Origin of the sequence: Rubellimicrobium arenae (genome assembly GCF_017916275.1) — a bacterium.
Taxonomy (GTDB): Bacteria; Pseudomonadota; Alphaproteobacteria; order Rhodobacterales; family Rhodobacteraceae; genus Rubellimicrobium; species Rubellimicrobium arenae.
On record NZ_JAFMST010000003.1, the window covers coordinates 421,325 to 445,360 of the forward strand.

Annotated in this window: 21 protein-coding genes; 7 read left to right on the forward strand and 14 right to left on the reverse strand. The window is 68.5% G+C overall.

Annotated features, from left to right (window positions below):
- Positions 1-182: 182 nt before the first annotated feature.
- Both J3P31_RS06745 and add read left to right on the forward strand, forming a co-directional pair.
- Entirely contained in the window at positions 183-2,009 is a 1,827-nt protein-coding gene (locus tag J3P31_RS06745; RefSeq protein WP_210527642.1) for an adenine deaminase, read from the forward strand.
- A complete protein-coding gene (gene add, locus J3P31_RS06750) occupies positions 2,006-3,049 on the forward strand; it encodes an adenosine deaminase (protein WP_210527643.1) in 1,044 nt (347 codons plus the stop codon). Before J3P31_RS06745 ends, add begins: the two co-directional genes overlap by 4 nt.
- Here add and J3P31_RS06755 read toward each other — a convergent pair.
- The 12 genes from J3P31_RS06755 to J3P31_RS06810 all read right to left on the reverse strand — a co-directional run bounded on the left by J3P31_RS06755 (position 3,013) and on the right by J3P31_RS06810 (position 15,530).
- Entirely contained in the window at positions 3,013-4,521 is a 1,509-nt protein-coding gene (locus J3P31_RS06755; protein WP_210527644.1) for an aldehyde dehydrogenase family protein, read from the reverse strand. The two genes, add and J3P31_RS06755, sit on opposite strands and share 37 nt — an antisense overlap.
- Positions 4,512-4,988, reverse strand: a complete 477-nt coding sequence (locus J3P31_RS06760; RefSeq protein ID WP_210527645.1) for a (2Fe-2S)-binding protein — start codon at positions 4,986-4,988, stop codon at positions 4,512-4,514. Before J3P31_RS06760 ends, J3P31_RS06755 begins: the two co-directional genes overlap by 10 nt.
- A complete protein-coding gene (locus tag J3P31_RS06765) occupies positions 4,988-8,041 on the reverse strand; it encodes a molybdopterin cofactor-binding domain-containing protein (RefSeq protein ID WP_210527646.1) in 3,054 nt (1,017 codons plus the stop codon). Before J3P31_RS06765 ends, J3P31_RS06760 begins: the two co-directional genes overlap by 1 nt.
- Positions 8,041-8,895: an aromatic ring-hydroxylating dioxygenase subunit alpha gene (locus J3P31_RS06770; protein ID WP_210527647.1), complete on the reverse strand. Its 855-nt coding sequence runs from the start codon at positions 8,893-8,895 to the stop codon at positions 8,041-8,043. The genes J3P31_RS06765 and J3P31_RS06770 overlap by 1 nt, the downstream gene beginning before the upstream one ends.
- Before the next feature lies 1 nt (position 8,896).
- Positions 8,897-10,279 (reverse strand): amidohydrolase family protein, encoded by a 1,383-nt coding sequence (locus J3P31_RS06775; protein WP_210527648.1) that lies wholly within the window; start codon positions 10,277-10,279, stop codon positions 8,897-8,899.
- On the reverse strand, positions 10,276-11,799 hold the full coding sequence (locus J3P31_RS06780; protein WP_210527649.1) for a GMC family oxidoreductase: 1,524 nt from the start codon (positions 11,797-11,799) through the stop codon (positions 10,276-10,278). The genes J3P31_RS06775 and J3P31_RS06780 overlap by 4 nt, the downstream gene beginning before the upstream one ends.
- Complete coding sequence (locus J3P31_RS06785) at positions 11,799-12,407, reverse strand: thiamine pyrophosphate-dependent enzyme (protein ID WP_210527650.1); 609 nt, start codon at positions 12,405-12,407, stop codon at positions 11,799-11,801. The genes J3P31_RS06780 and J3P31_RS06785 overlap by 1 nt, the downstream gene beginning before the upstream one ends.
- Complete coding sequence (locus J3P31_RS06790) at positions 12,404-12,904, reverse strand: thiamine pyrophosphate-binding protein (RefSeq protein ID WP_210527651.1); 501 nt, start codon at positions 12,902-12,904, stop codon at positions 12,404-12,406. Before J3P31_RS06790 ends, J3P31_RS06785 begins: the two co-directional genes overlap by 4 nt.
- A gap of 108 nt (positions 12,905-13,012) precedes the next feature.
- Positions 13,013-13,936, reverse strand: a complete 924-nt coding sequence (locus J3P31_RS06795) for a LysR family transcriptional regulator (protein ID WP_210527652.1) — start codon at positions 13,934-13,936, stop codon at positions 13,013-13,015.
- A gap of 27 nt (positions 13,937-13,963) precedes the next feature.
- The gene (locus tag J3P31_RS06800; protein WP_210527653.1) at positions 13,964-14,590 is read right to left on the reverse strand and encodes a glutathione S-transferase family protein; all 627 of its coding nucleotides are present in this window, start codon (positions 14,588-14,590) and stop codon (positions 13,964-13,966) included.
- A gap of 2 nt (positions 14,591-14,592) precedes the next feature.
- Positions 14,593-15,255 (reverse strand): Rieske 2Fe-2S domain-containing protein, encoded by a 663-nt coding sequence (locus J3P31_RS06805; protein ID WP_210527654.1) that lies wholly within the window; start codon positions 15,253-15,255, stop codon positions 14,593-14,595.
- A complete protein-coding gene (locus J3P31_RS06810) occupies positions 15,255-15,530 on the reverse strand; it encodes a hypothetical protein (RefSeq protein ID WP_210527655.1) in 276 nt (91 codons plus the stop codon). Before J3P31_RS06810 ends, J3P31_RS06805 begins: the two co-directional genes overlap by 1 nt.
- Positions 15,531-15,839: 309 nt before the next feature.
- On the opposite strand from J3P31_RS06810, the gene J3P31_RS06815 reads away from it, so the two are divergent.
- The 5 genes from J3P31_RS06815 (at position 15,840) to J3P31_RS06835 (ending at position 21,447) form a co-directional block, all read left to right on the forward strand.
- Complete coding sequence (locus tag J3P31_RS06815; protein WP_210527656.1) at positions 15,840-16,961, forward strand: BMP family ABC transporter substrate-binding protein; 1,122 nt, start codon at positions 15,840-15,842, stop codon at positions 16,959-16,961.
- On the forward strand, positions 16,961-18,541 hold the full coding sequence (locus J3P31_RS06820) for an ABC transporter ATP-binding protein (RefSeq protein WP_246849302.1): 1,581 nt from the start codon (positions 16,961-16,963) through the stop codon (positions 18,539-18,541). The genes J3P31_RS06815 and J3P31_RS06820 overlap by 1 nt, the downstream gene beginning before the upstream one ends.
- Positions 18,541-19,593: an ABC transporter permease gene (locus tag J3P31_RS06825; RefSeq protein ID WP_210527657.1), complete on the forward strand. Its 1,053-nt coding sequence runs from the start codon at positions 18,541-18,543 to the stop codon at positions 19,591-19,593. The genes J3P31_RS06820 and J3P31_RS06825 overlap by 1 nt, the downstream gene beginning before the upstream one ends.
- 3 nt (positions 19,594-19,596) lie before the next feature.
- Complete coding sequence (locus J3P31_RS06830) at positions 19,597-20,532, forward strand: ABC transporter permease (RefSeq protein ID WP_210527658.1); 936 nt, start codon at positions 19,597-19,599, stop codon at positions 20,530-20,532.
- Positions 20,533-20,610: 78 nt separating this feature from the next.
- Positions 20,611-21,447 (forward strand): aromatic ring-hydroxylating dioxygenase subunit alpha, encoded by an 837-nt coding sequence (locus tag J3P31_RS06835; protein WP_210527659.1) that lies wholly within the window; start codon positions 20,611-20,613, stop codon positions 21,445-21,447.
- A gap of 3 nt (positions 21,448-21,450) precedes the next feature.
- Here J3P31_RS06835 and J3P31_RS06840 read toward each other — a convergent pair whose 3' ends face one another.
- Together J3P31_RS06840 and J3P31_RS06845 are read right to left on the reverse strand one after the other, a co-directional pair.
- The gene (locus J3P31_RS06840; protein WP_210527660.1) at positions 21,451-22,026 is read right to left on the reverse strand and encodes a nucleotidyltransferase family protein; all 576 of its coding nucleotides are present in this window, start codon (positions 22,024-22,026) and stop codon (positions 21,451-21,453) included.
- A gap of 282 nt (positions 22,027-22,308) precedes the next feature.
- The gene (locus J3P31_RS06845) at positions 22,309-23,508 is read right to left on the reverse strand and encodes an NnrS family protein (RefSeq protein WP_210527661.1); all 1,200 of its coding nucleotides are present in this window, start codon (positions 23,506-23,508) and stop codon (positions 22,309-22,311) included.
- Positions 23,509-24,036 lie beyond the last annotated feature (528 nt).

The following is a 24,036-nucleotide window of genomic DNA, read 5'->3' on the forward strand; positions in this document are numbered from 1 at the left end:
CGCATCTGGTGGCATTCCGTCGTCCCACGGGCGGACGACTGCCCAATCGCGCGCCATCCTGCCCAAGGGATGTGACGCAGGCGATCGAACCCCGGGCAAAGGCAGTCCGCAGCGGGCCAGTCGCCGTTGATGCGGACTGCAAAGCACAGTCTCCTCCTCCACGACATCTGAGGAGAAGGTTCATGGCGCCGATCACGCGTTTCTCGGTTCAACCGCTCTGGCAGGTGACGCGCCACCTGGCCGACGTGGCAGGAGGACGGGCGCCAGCCGACCTGGTCATCACCGACGCGCGGATCCTGAGCACCTACACCGACCGGATCTCCCCGGCCCAGGAACTCTGGCTCTCGGCGGGGCGGGTCGTGGCGGTCAAGCCCCTGGGGGCCCATCGGCAGGCTCCCCCGCCGCGCGCCATCTATGACGCCCGGGGCGGCATCCTCGCGCCCGGCCTTTGCGACCCGCACATCCATGTGGAAAGCAGCATGGTGACCGCCTCCGCTTATGCCGAGGCCGCGCTGCTGAACGGCACGACGACCATCTTCTGCGACAGCCACGAGATCGGCAACGTGATGGACGTCGCCGGCGTCGAGGCGATGCTGGAGGACGCGCGGCAGGCTCCTCTCTCGATCTTCCTGACCGTGCCGTCGACTGTCCCGGCGACCTCTCCCGACCTTGAAACCGCTGGGGGCGACCTGACGCCCGAAAAGATCGGCCACCTCTTCGACCGGTGGCCCGAGGCGGTCGCCTTGGGCGAGAAGATGGACTTCGTCCCGGTCGTGATGGGCGATCCCCGCAGCCACGCCATCCTCGCCGAGGCCCTCAGGCGCGGGCGCCCGGTGTCCGGCCATGTCTACGGCCGGGACTTCGTGGCCGGCTACGCGGCCTCGGGCGTCACCGACACCCACGAAGCCGTGGACCGCGACATCGCCCAGGACTTCGCCGAGGCCGGGATCTGGGTGTTCCTGCGGGGCGGCAACCCGGCCACGCCCTGGAACTCGATCGAGCAGGCCATCGGCGCGATCACCGAATTCGGCGCGTCTCCCAAGCGGTTCTGCATCTGCACCGACGACCGGGACGCCGACGACCTGATGACCTTCGGGCTCGACTGGGTGGCGCGCGAAGCGGTGCGCCTGGGCCTGAGCCGCGAGACGGCCTGGGCGATGGGCTCGCTTCATGGCGCGACGCGCTTCGGGATGGACGGGGAGATCGGCGGCCTGGGCGGCGGGCGGCGGGCCGACGTGGTCCTGCTCGACGACGACCTGCGCGTCCAGAACACCTGGTATGGGGGCGAACTGATGGTCGAAGGGGGCCGGATCACCGCGCTGCTCGACCAGACCCTGTCCACGCGCTACCGCTATCCGGAGGCGGCCTATCGGACCGTCAAGGTTGCGGATGACCGTCCCCTCGTCCCGGCCCTCCCCGAGGCTCCGGTCACCGTGAACGCCATCGGGATCGAACTGCCGGGCATCGTCCTGCCGCATCGCAGGATCCGCCTCGTTCCCGGGCAGGACTGGGCCGAGACGCTGGACGCCCACGACCTGACCTTTGTCGCCGTCGTGGAGCGGCACGGGAAGACGGACGGCAACGTGGCCCACGGCTTCCTGCACAACTTCGGGCTCAGGAACGGAGCGGTCGCCTCCTCGGTCGGGCATGACAGCCATAACATCATCGTGGCCGGGACATCGGAACGCGACATGCGGCTTGCCCTCGAGGCCGTGAGGGACGCGCAGGGCGGCATCGCGGTGGTGCAGGGCGGACAGGTCACGGCCTTCGTCGCATTGCCGATCGCCGGGCTGATGTCCGACAAGCGGGTGACCGACGTGGCCGAGGAGACGCGGGCGCTCAAGGCCGCCTGGAGCGCGGCGGGATGCCGGATCCCCTACATGGGGTTCAACCTCATCCCCCTGTCGGTCATCCCCGAGATCCGCATCACCGACATGGGCCTCGTCACGGTGCCGCAGATGGAGATCGTGCCGGTGTTCGAGCCCCTCACCAACGAGGCGGCCTCATGATCCAGGACCTGCTGACCCGCCTGCCCAAGGCCGAGCTTCACCTGCATCTCGAAGGCGCCATCCGGCCCGAGACCGCCGTGGAGCTGGCCGTCCGCAATGGCGTCCCGCTGGGCGCTGCGCCGCAGGATCTGTATGTCTACGATGACCTCGCCCAGTTCCTGGCCGTCTATGGCCGGATCTGCCAGGCGGTGGTGACCGCCGATGACTTCCGCCGCATCACCTATGAAATGCTGGAAACCTGCGCCCGGTCCGGCGCGCGCCATGTGGAGTTCTTCATCAGCCCGCACGCGCATTTCGGCATCCCCTTCGCGACGCAGTTCGACGGGATCCGCGCGGGGATCGCCGAAGCCCGCGCGGATTTCGGCCTCACTGCCCTGTTCGCGCCGGGCATCAACCGCGAGCTGGGACCAGCGGCGGCCGAGGAGTATCTCGACGCCTGCCTGGCGGTGCGCTGCGAGGAGATGGTCGGCCTCGGCCTCGACTACAACGAGGCGCCGTTCCCGCCGGAGCCCTTCGCCCCTGTCTTCGCTCGGGCGAGGGCGGCGGGCCTCCAGGTCTCGGCCCATGCGGGCGAGGGGGGACCGGCCGCCTATGTCCGAGGGTCCCTGGACAGGCTAGGCGTCCGTCGGATCGACCACGGCTATGCGGTGGTGCAGGACCCGGACCTCGTGGCGCGGTGCCGGGAGGACGGCGTGCTCTTCACCTGCTGCCCGACCACGACGCGCTACACCACGCCATGGCGCGACCTGACGGCGGCCGATCACCCGATCCGGCTGATGCGCGAGGCGGGTCTGGCCGTCACCATCAACTCGGACGATCCGCCCTTCTTCGGCACGACGCTGGCGCGGGAATACCTGATCGCGCACCGCGACCTTGGCTTCTCGCTTCGGGATCTCGGCGACTCGATCCTGACCGGTCTTGCGAGCTGCTGGCTGCCCGAAGGCGACAAGGCTCGCCTCCGGGTCGAATGGGAGGCGGAGATCGCCTCGATCCTGGCGGAGGATCAGACCACCATGCAGACGGTCTTGGTTTCCAGGTAGTTCTCAAGCCCCTGCGCGCCATTCTCGTAGCCCCAGCCGGAGGCCTTGTGGCCTCCCTTGGGCAACTCGGGCGAGAAGTAGGAGTGGCAGTTGACCCAGACGGTTCCCGCCTTCATCGCCGCAGCCATGCGATGCGCCGAGGACAGGCTTTCCGTCCAGACCGACGCGGCAAGCCCGTACTCCGTGTCATTCGCCAGGGCGATGGCCTCCTCCGGTTCATCGAACGGGGTGACGGCCACGACTGGGCCGAAGATCTCCTCGCGCATGAGACGCATCTCGGGCCGGGTCCGGGTCAGGACGGTCGGGGCGTAGAAGGCGGCCGCTTCGGCAAAGCCGGTGCCGCCTGCGGCGACCTCGGCCCCTTGGGCTACGCCTTCGGTGACATAAGCGCCGACCCGTTCGGCCTGGGCCGGGCTCACGAGCGGTCCCAGTTCGGCCTCCGGATCCAGGCCGTGCCCCAGGGGAAGGCGGTTCGCTTCGGCGGCAAGGCCATTGACCAGCGCGTCGTGCAGGCTGCGGTGGGCGTAGACCCGCGACCCCGCCACGCAGACCTGGCCTGAATTGCCAAAGATCCCCCTCGCGATGCCCGGGACGGCCAGCGACAGGTCGGCGTCGGGCAGAACGATGGCGGGTGACTTGCCCCCGAGCTCCAGGGTGAGCTTCTTCAGATTGCCACGCGCCGCCCCGATCAGGATGCGACCCACCTCGGTGGATCCCGTGAAGGCCACCTTGGCCACGTCCGGATGCCCGGTCAGCGCGGCCCCGACCTCGTGCCCGAAGCCTGTCAGGATGTTGACGACACCGTGCGGCAGACCGGCTTCGATCATGAGTTCGCCCAGCCGCAGCGTCGTGAGCGAGGTTTCCTCGGCCGGCTTCAGGACCACCGTGCAGCCGGCGCAGAGAGCTGGGGCCAGCTTCATGGCGGCCATCAGGAGCGGCGAGTTCCAGGGCGTGATGCAGGCCACGACGCCGATGGGCTCGCGTCGGGTGTATGCGAAGACCTGCTTCCCGGCCGGTTGATGCGCGATGGACGTGGGGATGGTCGTCCCCAGGATCTTGGTCGCGAAGCCCGCATAATACCGGAACTGCGCGATGGCGGCCGGGATCTCGCCCATCCGCCCGGTGCGGAGCGTTTTGCCCTGGTCGAGCGTCTCGAGCTCGGACAGCTCATCGGCGTGCGCCTCGACGATGTCGGCGATGCGCCAGAGCAGGGCTGCCCGATGGGCCGGGGTCATGCCGGCCCAGTCGGAGCGGCCCAGCGCCGATGCGGCGGCGGCCACGGCCAGATCGGCCTCGGCCTGCCCCGCGCGCGCCAGATCCGCAAGCTTGACGCCCGTCGCCGGGTCATGTGTCTCGAAGGTTCGGGCCGTCTCGGTCCATGCCCCGTCGATCAGCAGCCGTTTCGGGCCACTGGCCAGGAACGCCCGGGCGCCCGGGGTGCGCGGCTCCTGCGGGCGAAGCGTCAAAGGCATGGGGAGCGGTCCTTCTGGTGGCGCACGGCCGCCAACGCGCCGCGCAGGATGGAATGGTAGCCGGTGCATCGGCAGATATTCCCCTCGAGGGCGGCCTTGACCTGCTCCTCGTCGGGGTCGGGCTCGCCGGCCAGAAGCCCGGCGAGGGACATGACGACGCCCGGCGCGCAATAGCCGCACTGGAACGCGTTCTCCTCGGTCAGTCCTTGCATCAGGGCCCTTCCGGCCGGGTGCGCCCCGAGGCCTTCGATGGTGGTGACGCGCCGTCCTTCCACCTGCCACCCCATGAGAAGGCAACTGTTCACGGCCTCTCCGTCGAGGAGCACGATGCAGGCCCCGCAGCGGCCGATCTGGCAGCCGAGCTTGGTGCCCCGCAGGTCCAGTTCCTCCCGCAGGAGCGCGGCCAGATTGCGATCGGCCGAGGCTTCGACCGCGACAGGTCGGCCGTTCAGTTCGAAGCGGATCATCAGCGGTCCAGCCATTCCAGGATGGTTTCGGGTCTGATCGGCATGACGGCGGGCGACCCCCCGACAGCCTGGGCCACGGCGTTGCAGACGGCCGGCGTGACCGCCCCGATCCCAAGTTCGCCCGCACCCCGCGGGCCATAAGGATCTCCCGGATCGAGGTCTTCCAGTGCCGTGACGACCAGCCGGTCAGGGATGTCGCGGATCCCCGGCATCGCGTAGGTGTCGAGGTTGGGCGTCAGCGGACGTCCCTGCGCCATCCTGACATCCTCGGTCAGCGTGAAGCCCAGGCCCTGAACCGCGCCGCCCTCCATCTGCCCGAGATAGGAGGCGAGATCGATGACAGGCCCGGCGGCCGTATGCAGGTGCAGGTCCGCCACCCGGATCTGGCCCGTGACCCGGCTGACCGCCACCCGGGCCAGAATGGCGGCCGAAGCGAAGATGAACCGGGCGTTTCCCTTCGTGTAATCGGCCTTCGGAAACGGGAACCTGACCGTGGTGACGAGGGGTCCGGCCACCCTGGCCAGCTCCGCAAAGCTGAGCAGCGGGGAGGGACTGTTTTGTCCGATCTCGCCCACGCCGCCGGGAACGATCCTGAGCTTGTCGTCCGAAATCCCCGTCAGGCGTGCGGACAGGGCCAGAACCTTGCTGGCAAAGGTCGGTCCGGCCGCTTCGGCGATCTTCCAGACCACGAAACCGCCGCGCGAGGCCGTGGTCGAGCCCGAATCCGGGGTTCGGGCGGTGTCGCCGATCACCGGGCGCACGTCCCCGCGGGCGCAGCCCAGGCGGTCGGCCACCACGGATGTCAGCGACGCCATCAAGCCCTGGCCCATCTCGTCGAGCCCGCACAGCACCTCGATGGCTCCGTCCGGTGACAGCCGCAACTCCCCGGCGCCTTCGTCGTGCGGAAGGGTTCCAAGCCCGTTCCCCTGCCACATGAGGGCCATGCCCGTTCCGCCCAGCCATTCGCCCTGCCCGCTAAGCGGCGCCCAGAGGGGACTGGCGGCGGCGGTGTCCAGCATCTCCCGGAGGCGCTCGGACGGGGCGACGACCTGGCCGAGAGCGCCCGGCATGCCGGGGCTGCGAAGGTTCCTGCGCCGCATCTCGATGGGATCGAGGCCGCAGGCGGCGGCCAGCCGGTCGATCTGGCACTCGACCGCAAAGGTCATCTGGTTGGCGCCAAAGCCGCGGAAGGCCCCGCAGGTGCCGTTGTTCGTGTAAACGAGTCGTCCGCGCGTCCGCAGGTTGGGAACGACATAGGGTCCGGCCGCATGTTCGAGGGCCGTCTCGAGCACTCCGGGCGACAGCGACGCGTAGGCGCCGGCATCGGCGACGACATCCACCTCCTGGGCCAGGAGGTGCCCTTCGGCGTCGCAGGCCGTCCTCATCCTGATCCGCATGGGGCTCCGTTTCGTCCCCGCGAGGACCGACTCGGCCCGTGACAGCTGGAGCCGGACCGGAGCCCGGCTTTTGAGCGCCAGAAGAGCCAGGGCCGGCTGGACCGTCAGCTCGTCCTTGCCGCCGAAGGCTCCACCGGTCGGGCTGGTCACGACCCGGATGCGCTGTTCCGGCCATCCCAGGATGCGCGACAGCTGGAGGCGGTCCCGGGCTCCGTGCTGCCCCCCGACCGCCACGAGCAGCGTCCCGTCGGGCTGAACTTCGGCGTAGCCGCCCTCGGTTTCGAGGAAGCCATGCATCTGGCGGGGCGTTTCATAGATGTCCTCGACCACATGGGCGGCGGAGGCAAAGCCCATGTCCGGCTCCCCGCGCACGAGGCCGAGTTCGGTGACAAGGTTTCCCGTGGCATGGACCTTGGCGGAATCAGGGAGCAGGGCGGCCTCTGGATCCTCCACGACCGGCAGGGGATCGTAGTCGACGCGGATCAGCGACAGGGCCCTCTCGGCGGTGGCGTCGTCCAACGCGGCCACGGCAGCGACCGCGTCGCCCAGATAGCGAACCTTGTCGGCGCAAAGCGCGGGCTGGTCCTGCAGCACGATCCCGAACGCGTTGAGCCCAGGAACGTCCTGCGCGGTCACGACTGCGCGGACCCCCGGACAGGCTTCGGCGGCCGAGACGTCGATCCCGCGGATCCGGGCATGGGGATGCGCGGCGCGCAGGATGCGGCCGACCAGCATCCCCGGCCGTCGCAGGTCCGTGAGATACGGCCAGGTTCCGGCGACCTTGCCCGGCATGTCGGGCCGGATGTGCCACCGGTCTCCCTCGTTTTCGCGCGAAAGCGCCGACGAGTTACCGGGTGCCCGGCGCGGTGGTTCTAGCCTGCGGCCGTCGCCGGCTGGCGCAAGGAGACCCCAGGTCAATGCGCGCGCGGCCACGCGGCGCCGATACGCGGCGCTCCGGAACGGGCAATCCACCGCCGGCAAGGCCGTGCTGATCGCCCCTTCGAACGTGCCGATGTCAGGGCTGCGGCCGATCAGGTCGGCTTCGGCGTCTTCAAGACGGCTCGGAGGCACGGCGCCACCTCCAACCGCCAGGGACAGGACTGAGACCTTGCCGTCCTCGCAGGTCATCGCGCCAGCGACGGCGATGATGGAAGGGGTGAAGGCGGCGCGAAGGCCGACTTTCCGCCACACGAGCCTTGCCGCAGGCGGGGGGACCGGCACTTGGACCGACAGGAGGAGCCCGTTCGGCTGGACGATCCAGTCGCGAAGCATGGCGACGCCCGACGTCGTCACGACGCTGGCCTCCAGCACGAGCAGCGCGGGAAGCAGGTCGCCCGCCCCCCAGCCGATCGTGCCCCCGACGGTTCCGAGGCGGCGCACCCCCGGTGCTGCCACATCGGCCGCCGCACGGGACAGGAGCGGAAGTCCGGCGAGCCGCAGGGCTTCCAGCGTGCAACCCGCCCCGATCTCGACCTTGTCGCCCCGGTGGATGATCTCCGAGGGTAGGAGCGGCGCAAGGTTCACCAGCAGGTCGGGACGCGGCTCGCCCCGCGCCCAGTCGAGCTGAAGCGCCGTTCCCCCGGCGATGGCCTTGGCACCCGGCTCATCGAGCAGGGAAAGAGCGCCGTCGAGGCAGGATGGCTGCACCACCCGCATCAGTGGCCTCCGGCGGTCGTGCCGAACCGTAGGCCTTTCTCCTTGAGCCATCGGCGGTAGGCGACCGAGGAACTGTCGGCCCGGGTCGGAACCTCAAGCCGTGGTTCCAGCGGCAGCAGGAGCGGGCGCTGGTTCTCCACGATGATGCGGTCCTGAAGGAAGATCACCTGCTCGAAGCTGAGCAGTGCCGTTTGCGTGGACAGGTCGTCCACCAGCCACATCACCGGCTGCGCCCGGCACAGCCCCTCCTCCATGGGCTGGATGAAGAGCGCGATGGCGTCGAGCCGCGACGGGCAGGACGGGCAGATGCGGTAGAGCATCACCACAAAGGGCGTGGGCACCCGATAGGTCAGATGCACGAAGTCGCCGGAGCTTTCGGTCGCGGCGATCCTGGACTGGAAGAAGGTGCAGTTGGTCGCCCAGACCTCGTCCACGTCGCGGCGGATCTCGCTGTCGTACTTCGGGACCTCGGTATGAGGCTCGCTCCCCAGGATATCGGTGTGGACGAAGGGAAAGTGCGCCATGTCGAGGAAGTTCTCGACGACACGGAGGCCGCTGGCCCGCATCGTCACCCAGCCGCAGGGCACGACGCGCCGGTCGGGCTCCTGGCTTTCCTCGATGTCGAAGATCTCGCGCCCGGGGGCACCGAGCGTGGTCCAAAGGCAGCAGTATCGCTCCTGCACGGGCAGGAGCCGGTCCGATCCGGCCTCGCGCACCTCGGGGCCGGACGGACCCTGGGCGATCTCGATGTCCTGCCCCAGCAGCCGTGTCCGGATCGCCGCCGGGCCGAGGTCCGACAGGCTTGCCACCGCATACCACTGGTCGAGCGCCACCCGATCCGTCGTCTTGGTCATGTCAGGCATCCGTCCATTGGACCGTTCCGCCGCCGTTCGCCGCCAGCCATTCCGCGCGGCGCGAGAAATGTCCGGGGGCCAACCGGTGGATGCGGTCGATGATCTCGGTCATGTCCCCCGTGAGCAGGCGTCCCTCGTCCACCACGATCTGGCCCGCCACCATCGTCATGGTCACGTCCGAGCCACGGACGGCGTGAACGAGGTTGTGCTGGAGGTTGAACCAGGGACCGTCCGCGAAGAAGGGCGTGAGGCGCGGCGTGTCGGCCCGCACCGCGATGATGTCGGCCTGCTTGCCCGGCTCGATCGAGCCGATCCGCGCCTCCTGCCCGATGGCCCGCGCACCCAGGGAGGTGGCCATGCGGAGGCAATCCCAGCTGTCCATCGCCGCGGCGTCGCGGAACCGCAGCTTGCCCAGCAGGGACGCGCCTTTCATCTCCTCGAACATGTCGAAGTTGTTGTTCTCCTTCTCCCCGTCCGTCCCAAGGCCGACCGGAACGCCGCGCGCCAGCATCTCGGCCACGGGCGCGATCCCCGAGGCGAGCTTCATGTTCGACACCGGGTTGTGCGCGATCGACACCGATCGGCCGGCGATCAGCTCGACCTCCTCCTCGTCCAGCCAGACGGCATGGGCGAACATCGTCAGCGGACATTCGAAGAACCCCAGGTCGTCGAAGACCTGCATCGGCTTGCGGTCGTAGCGCTGGCGAAAGCCTTCGACCTCGATCTCGGCCTCGCTGCAATGGGTGTGAAAGGGAACCCCGTGCTTCTTGGCCAAGTCGATGGCGCGGGCCTGCCCGGCCTCATCGGCGTAGAACAGATGCTCGAGCCCCACCCAGACCGTGATCCGACCTCCGGCCTTGCCGTTCCAGGACTCGATCAGCGCCTCGTTCATGTCGAGCCGGTCGAAGTAGTCGTAGTCGGGATGCTCGCCCACATAGGGGACCGCGACCAGGCGGTTGCCCAGCACCTCGGCGGCCCGCGCCGAGCCTTGCATGAAGCGCCACATGTCGACGACCGTGGTGACCCCGGACAGCAGGCTTTCCCCATAGCAAAGGTAGCTGGCGGCCTCCGCCTCCTCGGGGCGGAGCATCCGGTGCATGGGGTTGATGTGCCGGGTGAGCCATTCCCAGACCGGCAGGTGCTCGGCGGTGCCCCGGAGGAAGCCCGAATGGGCATGGGCGTTGATCAGGCCCGGCATCAGCACCGCACGCCCCAGGTCGCGGAGCCGCGCACCCGGATAGGTCGCCTGAAGGTCCGCCAGCGGACCGACGGCCAGGATCTGGTCCTTGGCGACGGCCACGGCCCCGCGCGGGACGACCTTCAGATCCGCATCCATGGTGACGGCGGCATCCGCGGCCAGGATGAGGTCGGGGGCAGGTGTCATGCGTCCTCCAGCACGAAGGTGGCGGCGCGTTCACCGATCATGGTGACAGGCGCGTGCGTGTTGCAGCTTGGGATGTCCGGGATCACCGAGGCATCCGCGATCCAGAGCCCGCGCAGGCCCCGGACCGCGAGGCGCGGGGTGCAGACCGCGTCGTCGTCCGCACCCATCCGGGCCGTTCCACAGGTGTGGAAGAACGTGGAGCAGGCGAGGCGCACGAAACCCTCGAGGTCGCCCCCCGAAAGCCGGGCCGATGGGGCGGCATGGCCGTCGAACAGATGCGCGAAGGCAGGCCCTTCGACCATGTCCTGCACGAACTCGACGGCCCGGCAGAGCGCGGCAAGGTCCCTGGGGTCGGCCAGGAAGTTGGGCTGGATCTCCAGCGGACCCTCCGGCTCGGCGGTCAGCACCCGAAGGTAGCCCCGTGAATGCGAACGCATCAGACCGGGGCCAATGGCGAACAGGTCGCCGTCCAGCCCATACCGGTCGAGGACGGCCGGAACGGCGCTCCGCCCCTGGACGGGAAAGGCGTGGAGGTCGGCCTGGGGCAGGGCGGGGTCCGATGTCCAGTTCAGGATGGTGCCTCCGCCATTGTCGCGTGGCCGCCCCATCGGGACCCGCGCCCGACAGTTGACGGCCCGGACAAGGGGGTGATCCTGGAGGTTCTGCCCGACACCCCGCCGGGACAAGGCGACCGCAATTCCCAGCCGCTTCAGATCGTCCTCCGGCCCGATGCCCGACAGGACCAGGAGCCGCGGCGTCTCGATCGCCCCGGCGGCGAGGATGACCCCGAGCCGCGCCTCGGACACGACCTCCCGCCCGCCAAGGCGATGGACAATGCCGGTGGCGCGATCGCCGTTCAGGATCACCCGGATCACGGGACTGTCGGCAATCAGGGTCAGATTGGCGGCCCCGAGGATCGGGCGAAGATAGCCGTCCGCCGCGCTGTGCCGACGGCCGCCGGAAATGTTCAGGTTCGACAGCGCCCCACCTTCGTTCGACGGCCCATTCGGGTCGTCAAGGATCGGCAGCCCCATCTCGGCCGCGCCGTCCAGCATGGCGGCCGCCACCGGATGCGGGTCGGGGCTGCGGGTGATCCGCAACGGTCCCCCGCTGCCACGAAGGTCCGAGGCTCCGCCCTCCCAGTCCTCGCTGCGCTTGAAGGCGGGAAGGCACTCGGCAAAGGACCAGCCCGGCGAGGTGTCGGCCCAGCGGTCGTAGTCGAGCGGGTGTCCCCGGTACCACATCATCGCGTTCGTCGCCGTGGAGCCACCCAGCACGCGGCCGCGGGGAATCGGGATGACCCGGCCGAGCACGCGGTCCGTGGGCGCGTAGTCATGGCCCCAGTCGTAGGCTCCCTTTGCCAGCGACACCCATCGTGCGGGGTCGTCCAGTTCCTCGACGCCGAAGCCAGGCGGCCCGGCCTCGACGAGCGCAACTTCGGCGCCCGCCTCGACCAGCCTCCGGGTGACGGCCGAACCCCCGGACCCGCTTCCCACAACGATGAAGTCGAAGGTGGCCATCAGTTGTGCTCCGATGGTCCCATGATGACGACACCTTCGGTCGCCTCGACGTGGCGCACGAAGATGTACTTGTCCTCGCGCCCGTCGGAGTGCTTGCGCCGGATGTCGGGCTGCACGGCGCCCGCCACCTTCGCGACGACGACGTAGGGCTCCTCCGCCGCAAGGCCGGCGACGCAATGGGCCTCGAACTCCTCGATCGTCCGGGCGGTATGGGCCTGGGTGATCCCGCACCCCCGGGCAATGGCGGCGATATCCACCCGACCGGAAGCGGTGTGGGTGGGCGGACCGCCGATGGACTGGTAGCATTCATTGTCCCAGACCACGACGAAGAGGTTCTTCGGCCTCTCGTTCCCGAGGGTGGCCAGGATGCCCAGGTTGAACATCATCCCGCCATCCGTATCCAGCGACACGATCCGGCGGTGCGGCAGCCCTGCGGCCAGCCCAAGGGCCTGCGGCGTCACGCAGCCCAGCTGTTGCTGGAACAGCGACGCCGCGCGCATGTGCGGTGCCGCGTTGTACCATTCGTCCACGGACGCCCCGAGCGACAGGATCACGAGTTCGTCCGTCAGCCGCGCGGCCAGGCGGGTCATGCAATCGTACCGTTTCATCGCACGATGCTCCCGCCCAGCGCCACCGCCGAGTGGTAATAGGCGTTGTAGGACCAGTTGTAGGCGTCGAGGATGGACTGCTCGATCGTCTCCTCCTCGCGCACGACCCGATAGGGGATGCGGAGCGCATTCAGCACCGGCTCCATGGTGATGCCATGCGGGATGGCCCACCAGTTGTTCTCGCCCAGCTCGCCCCGGTAGCTCATCAGCATGACGACAGGGATGCCTGCCCCCAGCCCCATCCGGGCCAGCGGCTCGACCGAGGCCCGCAGCCCCGAGTTCTCCATCACGAGCGCCGCCCTTTTGCCGGACAGGAACACGCCACCGCATATGGCCGCGCCTTCACCCTCGTTGGTGACCCGGATGGTTCGGATGTCCGGGTCCGCATCCAGCGCCGGATAGAGTTCCTTGAAGAGCGAGTCGGGCAGGTAGCAGACGATGCTGACCCCCGCCCGCTTGAGCCCGCGAATGACCGCGTCCACGGCGCTTTGCTTCATGTCCCACTGCCTGGAAGGTGATGTCACGGCGACGATGGCAGGACGTGGGTGTTCCGCATAGCTGCTGTTGTTCGATGCTCATGTTGCGTTGCGCGCAACGGGATGCCGTCAGGGCGCCATGCGCTCGATGGCTTGCGCCAGGTTGTTGGCCAGCACGGAAGCCGCCTCGGAGATCTCGGATTTCGGGCGGGACAGGAGCTGGAGGCGACGCGGATGCAGCCGGCTGTCCGCCAGCGGCACGAAGACGAGGTCACCGCGCTCGATCTCCCGCTCCACGCCCATGCGGGTTTGCAGGATGGTCCCGAGGCCCCGTGCCGCCAGATCGATCATGAGGCCGATCGAGTTGGTCCGCGCCCGGCGCGAGAACTCCACGAACGACCCGGAGAAGGCTTCCTCGACGGTGGACCCGAGGGTGAGGCTCGAGTCGGACAGGATCACCCGTTCCCCCGCCAGATCGTAGACGCGGAGCGGGCCCTCCTTTGTGGCGAGGCGGCTGCCCGGCGGGGCCATCACGCCCATCGGCAGGGCGACCGACGCGATGCGCCGGGCGTTGCGTGGCACACGCACGTCGAAGGCGATGGCGAGGTCGGCCTCGCCTTGGAGGAGCATGTTCGCCACTTCGGGCGATCCGCCGACCCGGACATCGACGCTGATCTCGGGGTGGCGGATCCAGAAGGACGCGAGCACGTCGGGCAGGAAGCCGCGCGTCGCGCTCTCGATGACGGCGATCGAGACCGTTCCGCGCCTCAGGCCCTGGAGATCGTTGATCTCGGTGATCGCACGGTTCAGCTCTCCGGTGCTCTGCCGGATGTGGTAGTACAGGAGCTCGCCCGCCGAGGTGAGCTTGAGCCGCTGTTGCGATCGCTCGAACAGGGGTGTCGTCAGGTCCTCCTCAAGCTGCTTGATGGTCCGGCTGATCGAGGACGGAGCGACATTGAGCGCCTTCGCCGCCTGTCGGATGGACCCGAGCCGCGCCACCAGGACGAAGTTCTGGACGCGGCTCGAGATGAGCCCCAGGCGGTGAAGATCCATGCGCTGCCCTCCGGACCGGACGTCCTGTCAATGGTAGTCGGGCAGGCCCGGCATGGTGATGAACCCTGGCAGCGACCTCAGCCGCCGAGCCCAGAGCCGCAGCGCCGGGAACTCGTCGTGATCGACGTTGAAGTCCCTCGACAGCGCAAAGGCCGGAAAGAGAGCCAGATCGGCCAGGGTCGCCTCGGGGCCGACGAAGAAGTCCGAACCGGCAAGCGACTGGCGGGTCATATGGTCGTCCATGATCCGCAGGCAACGGCGGGCCCCGGCGCGAAGAGCGTCGGTGTCGCCCGGCTCCCCCAGCATGGATGTCGTGCGCGCCGCAACGGCCATCGACAGGTCGCGTGCCGCGAAGATCAGCCATTCCATCATCCTGGCCCGTCGAACGGGATCATCGGTCACGAAGCGCCGCTGCGGATCATGCCGTTCGGCCAGATGCAGGAGGATCGCTTCCGGCTGGGTCAGCACGAGGTCGCCGTCCCGGAGGATCGGCAGCCGCCCGAGCGGATTGAGCGCCAGCATCGGCGCGCTCTGGTGTTCGCGACCCGGGAAGGCATCGACGCCATGCAGGTCCAGCGGAAGGCCGATGCAGGCGGCCACGAGCCGCACGCGGTAGCAGTTCTCGTCGAGGTCGTAGTTGTAGAGCTGTGGCATGGTCATTCGGCAGCAAGGAGCGTGGCGGATTCGACCCGGCGTCGGAACGCCTCGGCCCGTGCGGCCACGGCCACCAGGGTTCCCGGCTCTGCGGTTCCGGCCAGGGTGATGTGCAGGGCGCAACGGTCCGCGCTGACCGGCTGAAGGCCGATCCGAAGCGGTCCGAGATCGGTGACGAGTCGGATGACACCATCCTCTCGGGCCGCCTCGGACGCACCGAAGCCGGCTGAAAGGTGGGGCTCCACCTCGTCCAGCGCACGATCGAGATACAGGCTGCGCACCCCCGTGGCCTCCTGTTCGGCCGGGCCGCCCTCGACCGGCATCCCCACGGGCATCCAGACCCAGATCATTCCGGCCGCCTCGGCCGCCGGATAGGTCTTCACGCAGATGGTCTTCGGGACCTCGAGCTTCGGATGCGCCGGGATGTATCGGCACTGGCCGCCCTGGTCATACTCCCAACCATGATAAAGGCAGGCGATGTGATCGCCCCGAACGAAGCCGAAGCTCATCTTCATGCCGCGGTGGGGGCAACGGTCCTCCCAGGTATGCGCCCCGCCGGAGCTGTCGCGCCAGACGACGATCTCCTGCCCGTGCAGCACGGTGCCGGCCGATGTCCCCGCGGCGATCGCATGCGACAGCGCAAGGGGATACCATCCCTTCTGCATCACTCCCTCCTTGTTGGGCCGTCACTGCTCCCGCTCGGGCCATTTCCCATCCGCACCACGTCCAGCACCAGGCAGTCGGAAGGACCAAGGCTCAGCGCCATCTCGAAGGCGTCGACCAGATCCTCCGGGCCGCTGACCCGGAACCTCGCTTCGCTCTCGCTCTGCGACAGGGTTTCGAGGCCGAGCGACAGCCGCCCGGCCCGATGCCGGGCGAATTCCGCAAAGCTTCCGACCGGAAGCTGTCCACGGAATTCGAACACCTCGACCTTGTCCATCGACCATCCTGTCCACGTCCGCAGCGCCCCGACCGTCCGTGCCGAAGTTCTCAGAATGCCAGTAAATTCAGCAAACTGGTTTTCGGGACGGGCCGCGTTCGGCTGTTGCTGGCCAACTAAGGGCGGGCTTTCCCAAGGCCGTCAAGTGTTGCGTTGAACGCAACGGAAGGGTCGAAAGAATACGACTAGGCAGAACGTGACGGCTCTGGAAGCTGATCCCCATCGGCTGGTTCCAGGTCGTTGAACCGGGTCGGCCATGGGACGCAGGGGCCGGGGACAGAGGCCCGAATGACAGTGAGGTAAGGACCGATGACGTTGATCAGACCGCTCTCGCGGCGTGGCTTCCTCAACATGGGCGCGGCGGCGGGGCTCGGCCTGATGCTGCCCCGGACGGGCCTGATCCAGCCCGCGCGTGCCGCCGGGCCGCTGCCGGCCGTGGCCGAGGAGGAGGCGGTGATCGCCTGGGGCTATGTCGGTCCCACGGCCGACGAAGGCTGGACCTGGGCGCACGACCAGGGCCGTCAGGCGGTCCAGAACGCCTATCCAAAACTCAAGACGATCTATGTCGAGAGCGTTCCCTACTCCGCCGATGCGAGCCGCATCTACCGGCAGTTCGTCTCCGAGGGCGCGCATATGGTGTTCGCCAACTCGAACTACGGCGATTTCCTGTACGACGTCGCCGCCCGTGCCCCCGAGGTGGCCTTCTTCGAATGCGATGGCCGGTCGCCGATGGACAACCTGGGCACCTATTACGTGCAGCACTGGTACCCGTCCTACGTGACCGGCGTGGCCGCCGGGCTGCTGTCCAAGACAGGCAAGCTGGGCTACGTGGCCTCCTTCCCGGTGCCGTCCGTCTATTCCGGCACCAACGCCTTCCTGATGGGTGCGCGGTCGGTGAACCCGAGCGCCACCGTCCAGACCATCGTCATCAACAGCTGGTTCGACCCGCAGGCGGCCGCGCAGGCCGGCACCGCCCTGATCGACAACGGCTGCGACCTCCTGTTCGGGATCATGGACGAGGCCGCCTATCTCCAGGTGGCCGAGCAGCGCGGCGCCAAGGCGGTGATGTGGAATACCGACATCCGCCGTTACGGGCCCAACGCCTATGTCAGCTCGATCGTCGTCGACTTCGGCGCCTACTACGTGGAGCAGGTGCGCCGCCGTCTGGCTGGCGAGTGGACGCCGTCGCAGGACATCCTGCCGATGGGGCAGGGCGTGGATCGCGACGCCTGGGGCCAGTCCGTTCCGGCCGAGGTCGCCGCGCAGGCCGATGCCGCGCGGGACAAGATCCTATCGGGATGGAGCCCCTTCACCGGCGAGATCAAGGACTCCAAGGGCAACATCCGGATCGCGGCCGGGCAGACCATGACCGAGACGGAGCTGTACAACTGGGATTGGTCGATCGAGGGCGTGTCGGGACTCGACTCCTGATGGACGGGGGCGGCGCGATGCTCGACGAGGTGGATGTCCGGCACCGGCTCGGGCTCGATCCGGGCACGCCGCCGCTGGTTGCCCTTCGGGGCGTCGGAAAGGTGTTCCCCGGCGTCATCGCCAACGCCGACGTCCACCTCGAGGTGTTCCCCGGCGAGATCCACGCCCTCCTGGGGGAGAACGGCGCAGGCAAGTCGACTCTGATGAACGTCTTGACGGGCATCTACCAGCCCGACTCGGGCGAGATCGTCGTCGCCGGCTATCCGCGGACCTTTTCCTCCCCCCAGGATGCGATCCGCGCCGGGATCGGAATGGTGCACCAGCATTTCAAGCTCGTGCAGGCCTTCACCGTGGCCGAGAACGTCCACCTGGGCTGGGATCGGACCCCGGCCCGGGTCGGAGCGGCGATGCTCGAGGCGCGGACGGCCGAACTCGCGGCGCGGCTGAACCTGGCCGTCCGGCCCGAGGCGACGGTCGCAGACCTTTCGACGGGCGAGCAGCAGCGGGTCGAGATCCTTCGGGTGCTGTCCCGGGATGCGAAGGTGCTGATCCTCGACGAGCCGACGGCGGTGCTGACCCCCGGCGAGGCGCAAGACCTGTTCGCCGCGCTGCGGGCCTTTGTCGCCCAAGGCAATGCCGTGATCTTCATCAGCCACAAGCTCGATGAGGTGCTGGAGATCGCCCATCGGGTCACCGTGCTGCGCGCCGGGCGGAACGTGGCCACGCGATGGGCGTCCGACTGCACCGAGCGTTCGCTCGCGCAGATGATGGTCGGGCGCGAGATCGTCCTCACCGATATGCGGACGCGCGCGCCGGGGATCGCGGGGCCGGGTGCGCCCGTGCTCCGGCTCGAAGCCGTCGCTCTGAAGGGCGTCCTCCAGGACATCAGCCTGGAGGTCCGGGCCGGCGAGGTGCTGGGGGTCGCCGGGGTGGCCGGGAACGGTCAGCGGGAGCTTTGCCAGATCATGACCGGGCTCGCCGCGCCGACCTCCGGCCGCGTTCTGCTGGACGGAGCGGACATCTCGCGGGCCGGTCCCGGGGCCGTGGCCACGATGGGCGTGGGACATATCCCCGAGGACCGGCTGGCCAGCGGCGTCGCCGCGGGGCTGTCGATCACCGAGAACGCGGTCCTGCGGGAGTATCGGGACCGCCCGGTGTCGCGGGGGCCATGGTACAGCCCGCGCGCCGCGCTCGATCTTGCCCGGCGCATCGCTGGCGCGGCCGAGGTGGTCGTGCCGGACTTTGCCATGCCGGTCCGCAACCTGTCGGGGGGGAACCAGCAGCGCCTGGTCGCCCGCCGCGAGATGCGGATCGCCCGACGGGCCATCGTTGCCGCCTATCCGAGCCGCGGCCTCGATGTCGGGGCGATCAACATGATGATGCGCTACCTCACCGAACTTCGCGACCAGGGCGTGGCGGTGGTGCTGGTTTCCGAGGAGCTGGAAGAGTTGCTGAACCTGTCGGACCGCATCGCTGTGATGTTTCACGGGCGGATCATGGGCATCGTGCCAGCCGCCGCGGCCGATCTCGACGACATCGGGCTGATGATGGGCGGACAGCGCCGCGACAGGGCGGCATGATGGGCTGGCGTCTTCAGCGACTTCCCTCGGCCAAGCCGCGCCTTGCATTTCTCGCGCGGGCCGTTTCGGTGATCCTTGCCCTGCTGGTGGCGGGCCTCGTCACCGCGGCCGCCGGGTTCCACCCGTTCGATCTCGGGGCTGAGGTCGTGTCGTCCAGCTTCGGCTCCCGCTTCGGGATCGAGGATCTGGGCCTTCTGCTCACGCCACTGATCTACACCGGCCTGGCCGTCGCCGTCGGCCTCCGGATCGGCGCCTGGAACATCGGGGCCGAGGGTCAGTTCAACATCGGCGCGTTCTGTGCGGCCGGGGTTGCGCTGTTCGTGCCGGGACCCGTCTGGATGGTCCTGCCTCTGATGGTCTTTGGCGGCGCCCTGGGCGGCGCGGCCTGGATCCTCGTGCCCACCCTGGCCCGCGCCTACGCCGATGTGAGCGAGCTGATCACGACCCTGCTTCTCAACTTCGTGGCGCTCCTGCTGGTGTATTATGTGGCGACGGGGCCCTGGCTGGACCCCTCGGGCCACGCCCTCGCCACCACGGCCCGCCTGCCCGTGGCCATCCCCGAGTTCTGGGGGATCGTCCACTGGGGCTTCCCCGTGGCCGTGGCTATGGCGATGGCGCTGGCGATCCTGTTCGCGTTGACCCGGTGGGGCTACGAGATCCGGATCTCCGGCTCGAACCCGGGTGCTGCGCGTTATGCGGGGATCCCCGTCAGGCGGCATCTGATCACGGTGATGCTGATGTCCGGAGCCATCGCCGGCCTGGGCGGCGTCATGGAGGTTGCCGGAACGGTGGGACGCCTGCAGGGCGGCATTTCCAACAACTACGGGTATCTGGGGATCATGGTGGCGGTTCTGGCGCGGGCCGCCCCTCTCGGGGTTCTCGCCTCGGCCCTGCTGATGGCCGTGATCCTGAACGGGGGCATCATCCTCCAGACCCAGGGACTGACGACGAACACGGTGCTGGCGGTCACCGGACTGATCCTGCTCTTCTCCGCGATCGGGGACGAGCTGGCGCATTACCGCGTGATCCGCACCACGGCACAAAGGGCTTGAGCGATGGATGTCTTGGCGGGACTGATCCAGACGGCGTTCCTGGCGGGCGGCGTCCTTGCGCTGGCCGCGCTGGGCGAGGTGCTGGCCGAGCGGGTCGGCGTCGTGAACCTCGGGGTCGAAGGTCTCATCGCGCTGGGGGCCGTGACCGGGATCGCGACCGTGCTGGCCACCCTCAGCCCGGTGCTGGGCCTTCTGGCCGCCCTGCTGGTCGGCTTCCTGTTCGGCATGGTCTTCGCGCTCGCCACCGTGGTGGTGCGGGCGAACCAGGTGCTCTGCGGGCTCGCGCTCACGCTGATCGGGACAGGGCTCGCGGCCACGGTCGGCAAGGCTTATTCAGGCATGCCCGCGCCGGCGACCTTCGGGCCCGTATCGATCCCCGGCCTGAGCGATCTGCCGTTCGTCGGGCGTGCCCTGTTCAGCCACAACGTCCTTGTTTATGTGATCTACATCGTCCTGCCGCTGTTTCTGCACTGGCTCATGTTCCGGACCCGCCATGGGCTGAACATGCGCGCGGTGGGGGAGAATCCGGCCGCCGCAGACGCCGCCGGGATCCCCGTCATGGCCTTCCGGTTCTGGTACACGGCCATCGGCTCGGCCATGGCGGCCGGCGCGGGAGCCTATCTCACGCTCGCCTTCGTGCCGTCCTGGTCGGAGGGCGTGGTGGCGGGACGGGGCTGGATCGCGGTGGCCCTGGTCATCTTTGCAGGCTTCCGGCCGCTCAGCGCCGTGGCGGCGGCGCTGATGTTCGGCTTCGTGACGGCGCTGGGCTTCGTCGGGCAGGCGCGGAACTGGCCCGTTGCAGCCTCGATCCTGTCGATGCTGCCCTATCTGGGGACGATCGCCCTGATCATCGTGCCGGTCCTGGCGTTCCAGCGCATGCGCCGCATCATGGCGGCCCCGGCCGGGCTGAGCCTCCCCTTCTTCCGTGACCTTCGCTGACGCGTGGCCGGGCCGTTTGACACGGGGCAGGGACCTGCGACACATGCCCGGCGCCCGGGACTGACCTGAGGAACGATCATGGCCGAAAAAGCCGCACTGGATCAGTGGTACTGCATCGAGAACCTGGCCGACATCCCCCAAGGGGAGAGCCGGAACCGGCTGCTTGGAACGGACCTCTCGGTCCATCGCGACGAACGCATCGTGGTGACGGCCAAAGGTCGTGACCTGCCGACGCGACAAAGGTACGGCTATCTGTGGACGTCGCTCGGGGAGCCGCCCAGCGACGTGCCCTCGATCCCCGAGGCTGAAGAGCCCGACCGCCGGTACGTGCCCTGCGGGGCGATCGCGGTGAAGGCTTCCGGGCTGCGCATCGTCGAGAACTTTCTCGACATGGCGCATTTCCCCTTCGTCCATACCGACATCCTCGGCTCCGAGCCGCACACCGAGGTGGAACACTACGACTGCGAGATCCGCCGGGATGTCGACGAGGTTTGGGCCACGAACTGCACCTTTGTCCAGCCGCGGGCGGCGCTGTCGGCGGAGGGCGCGATCAAGACGGATTACATCTACCGCATCACGACGCCGTTCACCGTCCTCCTTTACAAGACCTGTCCCATGGCTGCCGACCGTTGGGACGTGATCTGCCTGTTCGTCCAGCCGCTCGATCCGGGTCGCTGTCGGGCCCATCCGGTGATGTTCCTGATCGACGACGAGGCCCGGAGCGCCGACCTGATCGGCTTCCAGCAGGTCATCTTCCTTCAGGACCGCATCATCCTCGAGAATCAGAGGCCGGTTCTCCTCCCCCTCGAGCCACGCGCCGAGATACCGACGCGGGCCGACGCATCATCGGTCGCCTATCGCCGCTGGCTCAAGGAAAAGGGGCTGGTGTACGGAACGACTCTGGGCGCGGCCTGACGGTCAGGCCCGCGTTCCGCGGGGGCGGCTGAGCCGGTCCAGATCCTCCAGGGTGTCGATATCTACCAGGCTGCTGGACGGAACCCTGAGCAGCTGCTGCGGCCCCAACCCGGAGAGCAACGCACGCGCGCCCTGATCGCCCGAGACGCGCGTCAGTTCGGGGAAGAGATCCCGTGGAAAACATGCCGGGGGACACACGCGCCGCCCGTCGGTGATGGCGGCCACCCCGTCACCTGCCAGTTCGATAACCCCATCGATCATATCCGCCGTGATCAGCGGCATGTCGGCCAGCAGGACGACCGCACGGTCGGCGCCCTGATCCATGGCCTCCATGATCCCGGTGGCCAGGCTGGTGGACTGCGGCTGGTCCGGGGCGACCCTGCTGATCCGGAACTCCGGAAGAGCTTTGGCCACCTCGTCGGACGAGGTCACGGCGATCCGCAGGTCGAGCTGCGCGGCATCTGCCGCATCGGCAGCCTGACGGATGAGCTGGCGTCCATGCAGAACGGCCAAGAGCTTGTCCGCTTGGCCGAAGCGTCGGGAGGCCCCGGCCGCGAGGAGGACTCCGGCCGTTCTCATGCGAACGTCACCAAGGCATGACGGTCGGGCCAGTTGAGTCGGGTGGCGGATGGCGGGGCGACCGGACCAGTTGAGGGAGCCACGTCGCGCAGGGCTGGTCGCCAGGGCCGAAGCGGCGCGATCCGAAGTTCCATCAAGCTCAGCATCCACAGTCGTGAGTGATCCGGAGCGATGATGCCCTACCGGCGACCTGTCCTTCCAGGGAGATGTATTCGGGGCGTGTTGCGCCCGGCACCCATCAGCCCTCCCGGCAGACAGCGACGTGACCAGTACTCGGTCTCATCATGGAGGGGTCGGGACGGCGCGGGCCTTTCTTGAAGCGGCTTGCGGTCCGATCAGCCAGGGACCTGCCCGGACGATGAAGAGGCCGAAGGCCAGGGTCCAGGATGCCGCCGCAAGCTCCAGCCCCGTGACCCCGAAGACCATGGCGTCTGGCAGGGCAGACCGCAGGACGGCGGCCAGTGCGATGCCCAGGAACGCCGCGACGAGCCATGGTCCGGCGTTCAGATCCCGACCGGTGTGGCCGAGCGTGGCTCTCATCATCACGGCGAGGGTCATTCCCCCGATCCCGCCCACGCCCAGGAGGTGGAGGCCTGCTGCTGCTGGCAGGACATCCCAACAGGCCAACCCTGTTGCCACCAACCCGCATGGAACGAACGCGAAGGCGGCATGGAGCATGAGGAGCAGCGGCGAGCGCCAGGTCGCAAAGCCCCGCCACCGCGCGAGTCGCACGGCCTGGAGAAGCCCCGCCACGATGAGCGCCGTGCCGGCAGCCTTGGCCGGAGCTGCGGCCCAGGACAGTAGGGCAACCGCCGTCAAGGCCAGGCAGATGCCGTCGAAGCGGTTCACCTGAGTGGGAAGGCGATTTTCCCCCCGTTGCACAAGCCAGTTGCGGGTGAAGCTCGGGGTGATCCGTCCTCCGATCAGGAGGATCAGGAACACGATGACTCCGAGGCCGAGCCTCCGGCCCAGGTCGGCTGAACCGTTCCACATGGCCTCAAGGTGAAAGACCAGATTCGCTGCCAGGAGCACGAAGACCGGCCCGATGACCAGCATGTTGCGCCAGTTCCGGCCCGAGACGATCTCGCGCACCGCCATTAGGCTGACTGCGAGCAGGAAGGTCCCATCGACCGCCATGATCCCCGCCGGAGGCAGAGGGATCAGCCCCGCGACCGAGAGCCGGCCAGCCAGCCAGATCAGGGCGAGCGCCGCCAGCGGCCAGCCCCGGATCGGCATCCGTCCGGTCCAGTTGGGAATTGCGGTGAACAGGAAGCCGGCAAGGACCGCCGCGCCATAGCCGAAGATCATCTCGTGGATATGCCAGTCGGCGGGCAGGAAAGGACCCCTGATCTCCATGAGGCCGTCTCGGATCATGATCCAGGCGGGGACCGACGCCCCTGCGAACAGGGCTGCGACGAGGAAGAAGAGCCTGAAGCCGTGGCTGAGAAGAGGTGGCCCCATGTAAGGGAAACGAGAGGACATCGGGTTGCTCCGGTGCTGACGAAGGTCGCTGCTGCGGAACGGGTCGACGAGGAGCGGGTCCCCGACTGACAGCCATCCGCGAGCATGGACGGGCTGGCTGGAGAGTCCCACAAACTATCGGGCCAGACGTTGCGTGGGGACAAACTCCGTCTAGCCTGGCCCTCTCCTGTGCGGGCGGCGTTGTCGGTGTGGCGGTCACGGCTCTGTGTTCTGGGGGTGGGGGATGGGGGGCAAAAAACTTTGGGGTGGGGAGTGGTTTTACTCTTGCGCGGGGTGGGGGCAATCCGTAGATAGCCCGTCACCGGCGGCGCTGAGGGCGCGGGCCGGGACTGCGGCGGTGATCTGGCGGCGAGCTGGACGGGGCGCGGGGGATTTCTGACAGGATCCTGGCTTGGGCGTCCGGTTTGGGCGGGCGGGCTGGGTATCGGCGTCGGGGGTCTGGCTGTTTGACATGGATGACGCATTGAAGGGATATGCGGGCGGTTCCGGGTTGGTTGGCAACGACGGACTGGACGTTTGCATATCGGG

What these genes read in the sequence shown, in the direction of transcription:
- J3P31_RS06745 (WP_210527642.1), top strand. Translation starts at nt 183, where the DNA reads ATGGCGCCGATCACGCGTTTCTCGGTTCAACCGCTCTGGCAGGTGACG.
- add (WP_210527643.1), top strand. Translation starts at nt 2,006, where the DNA reads ATGATCCAGGACCTGCTGACCCGCCTGCCCAAGGCCGAGCTTCACCTG.
- J3P31_RS06755 (WP_210527644.1), bottom strand. Translation starts at nt 4,521, where the DNA reads ATGCCTTTGACGCTTCGCCCGCAGGAGCCGCGCACCCCGGGCGCCCGG.
- J3P31_RS06760 (WP_210527645.1), bottom strand. Translation starts at nt 4,988, where the DNA reads ATGATCCGCTTCGAACTGAACGGCCGACCTGTCGCGGTCGAAGCCTCG.
- J3P31_RS06765 (WP_210527646.1), bottom strand. Translation starts at nt 8,041, where the DNA reads ATGCGGGTGGTGCAGCCATCCTGCCTCGACGGCGCTCTTTCCCTGCTC.
- J3P31_RS06770 (WP_210527647.1), bottom strand. Translation starts at nt 8,895, where the DNA reads ATGACCAAGACGACGGATCGGGTGGCGCTCGACCAGTGGTATGCGGTG.
- J3P31_RS06775 (WP_210527648.1), bottom strand. Translation starts at nt 10,279, where the DNA reads ATGACACCTGCCCCCGACCTCATCCTGGCCGCGGATGCCGCCGTCACC.
- J3P31_RS06780 (WP_210527649.1), bottom strand. Translation starts at nt 11,799, where the DNA reads ATGGCCACCTTCGACTTCATCGTTGTGGGAAGCGGGTCCGGGGGTTCG.
- J3P31_RS06785 (WP_210527650.1), bottom strand. Translation starts at nt 12,407, where the DNA reads ATGAAACGGTACGATTGCATGACCCGCCTGGCCGCGCGGCTGACGGAC.
- J3P31_RS06790 (WP_210527651.1), bottom strand. Translation starts at nt 12,904, where the DNA reads ATGAAGCAAAGCGCCGTGGACGCGGTCATTCGCGGGCTCAAGCGGGCG.
- J3P31_RS06795 (WP_210527652.1), bottom strand. Translation starts at nt 13,936, where the DNA reads ATGGATCTTCACCGCCTGGGGCTCATCTCGAGCCGCGTCCAGAACTTC.
- J3P31_RS06800 (WP_210527653.1), bottom strand. Translation starts at nt 14,590, where the DNA reads ATGCCACAGCTCTACAACTACGACCTCGACGAGAACTGCTACCGCGTG.
- J3P31_RS06805 (WP_210527654.1), bottom strand. Translation starts at nt 15,255, where the DNA reads ATGCAGAAGGGATGGTATCCCCTTGCGCTGTCGCATGCGATCGCCGCG.
- J3P31_RS06810 (WP_210527655.1), bottom strand. Translation starts at nt 15,530, where the DNA reads ATGGACAAGGTCGAGGTGTTCGAATTCCGTGGACAGCTTCCGGTCGGA.
- J3P31_RS06815 (WP_210527656.1), top strand. Translation starts at nt 15,840, where the DNA reads ATGACGTTGATCAGACCGCTCTCGCGGCGTGGCTTCCTCAACATGGGC.
- J3P31_RS06820 (WP_246849302.1), top strand. Translation starts at nt 16,961, where the DNA reads ATGGACGGGGGCGGCGCGATGCTCGACGAGGTGGATGTCCGGCACCGG.
- J3P31_RS06825 (WP_210527657.1), top strand. Translation starts at nt 18,541, where the DNA reads ATGGGCTGGCGTCTTCAGCGACTTCCCTCGGCCAAGCCGCGCCTTGCA.
- J3P31_RS06830 (WP_210527658.1), top strand. Translation starts at nt 19,597, where the DNA reads ATGGATGTCTTGGCGGGACTGATCCAGACGGCGTTCCTGGCGGGCGGC.
- J3P31_RS06835 (WP_210527659.1), top strand. Translation starts at nt 20,611, where the DNA reads ATGGCCGAAAAAGCCGCACTGGATCAGTGGTACTGCATCGAGAACCTG.
- J3P31_RS06840 (WP_210527660.1), bottom strand. Translation starts at nt 22,026, where the DNA reads ATGAGAACGGCCGGAGTCCTCCTCGCGGCCGGGGCCTCCCGACGCTTC.
- J3P31_RS06845 (WP_210527661.1), bottom strand. Translation starts at nt 23,508, where the DNA reads ATGTCCTCTCGTTTCCCTTACATGGGGCCACCTCTTCTCAGCCACGGC.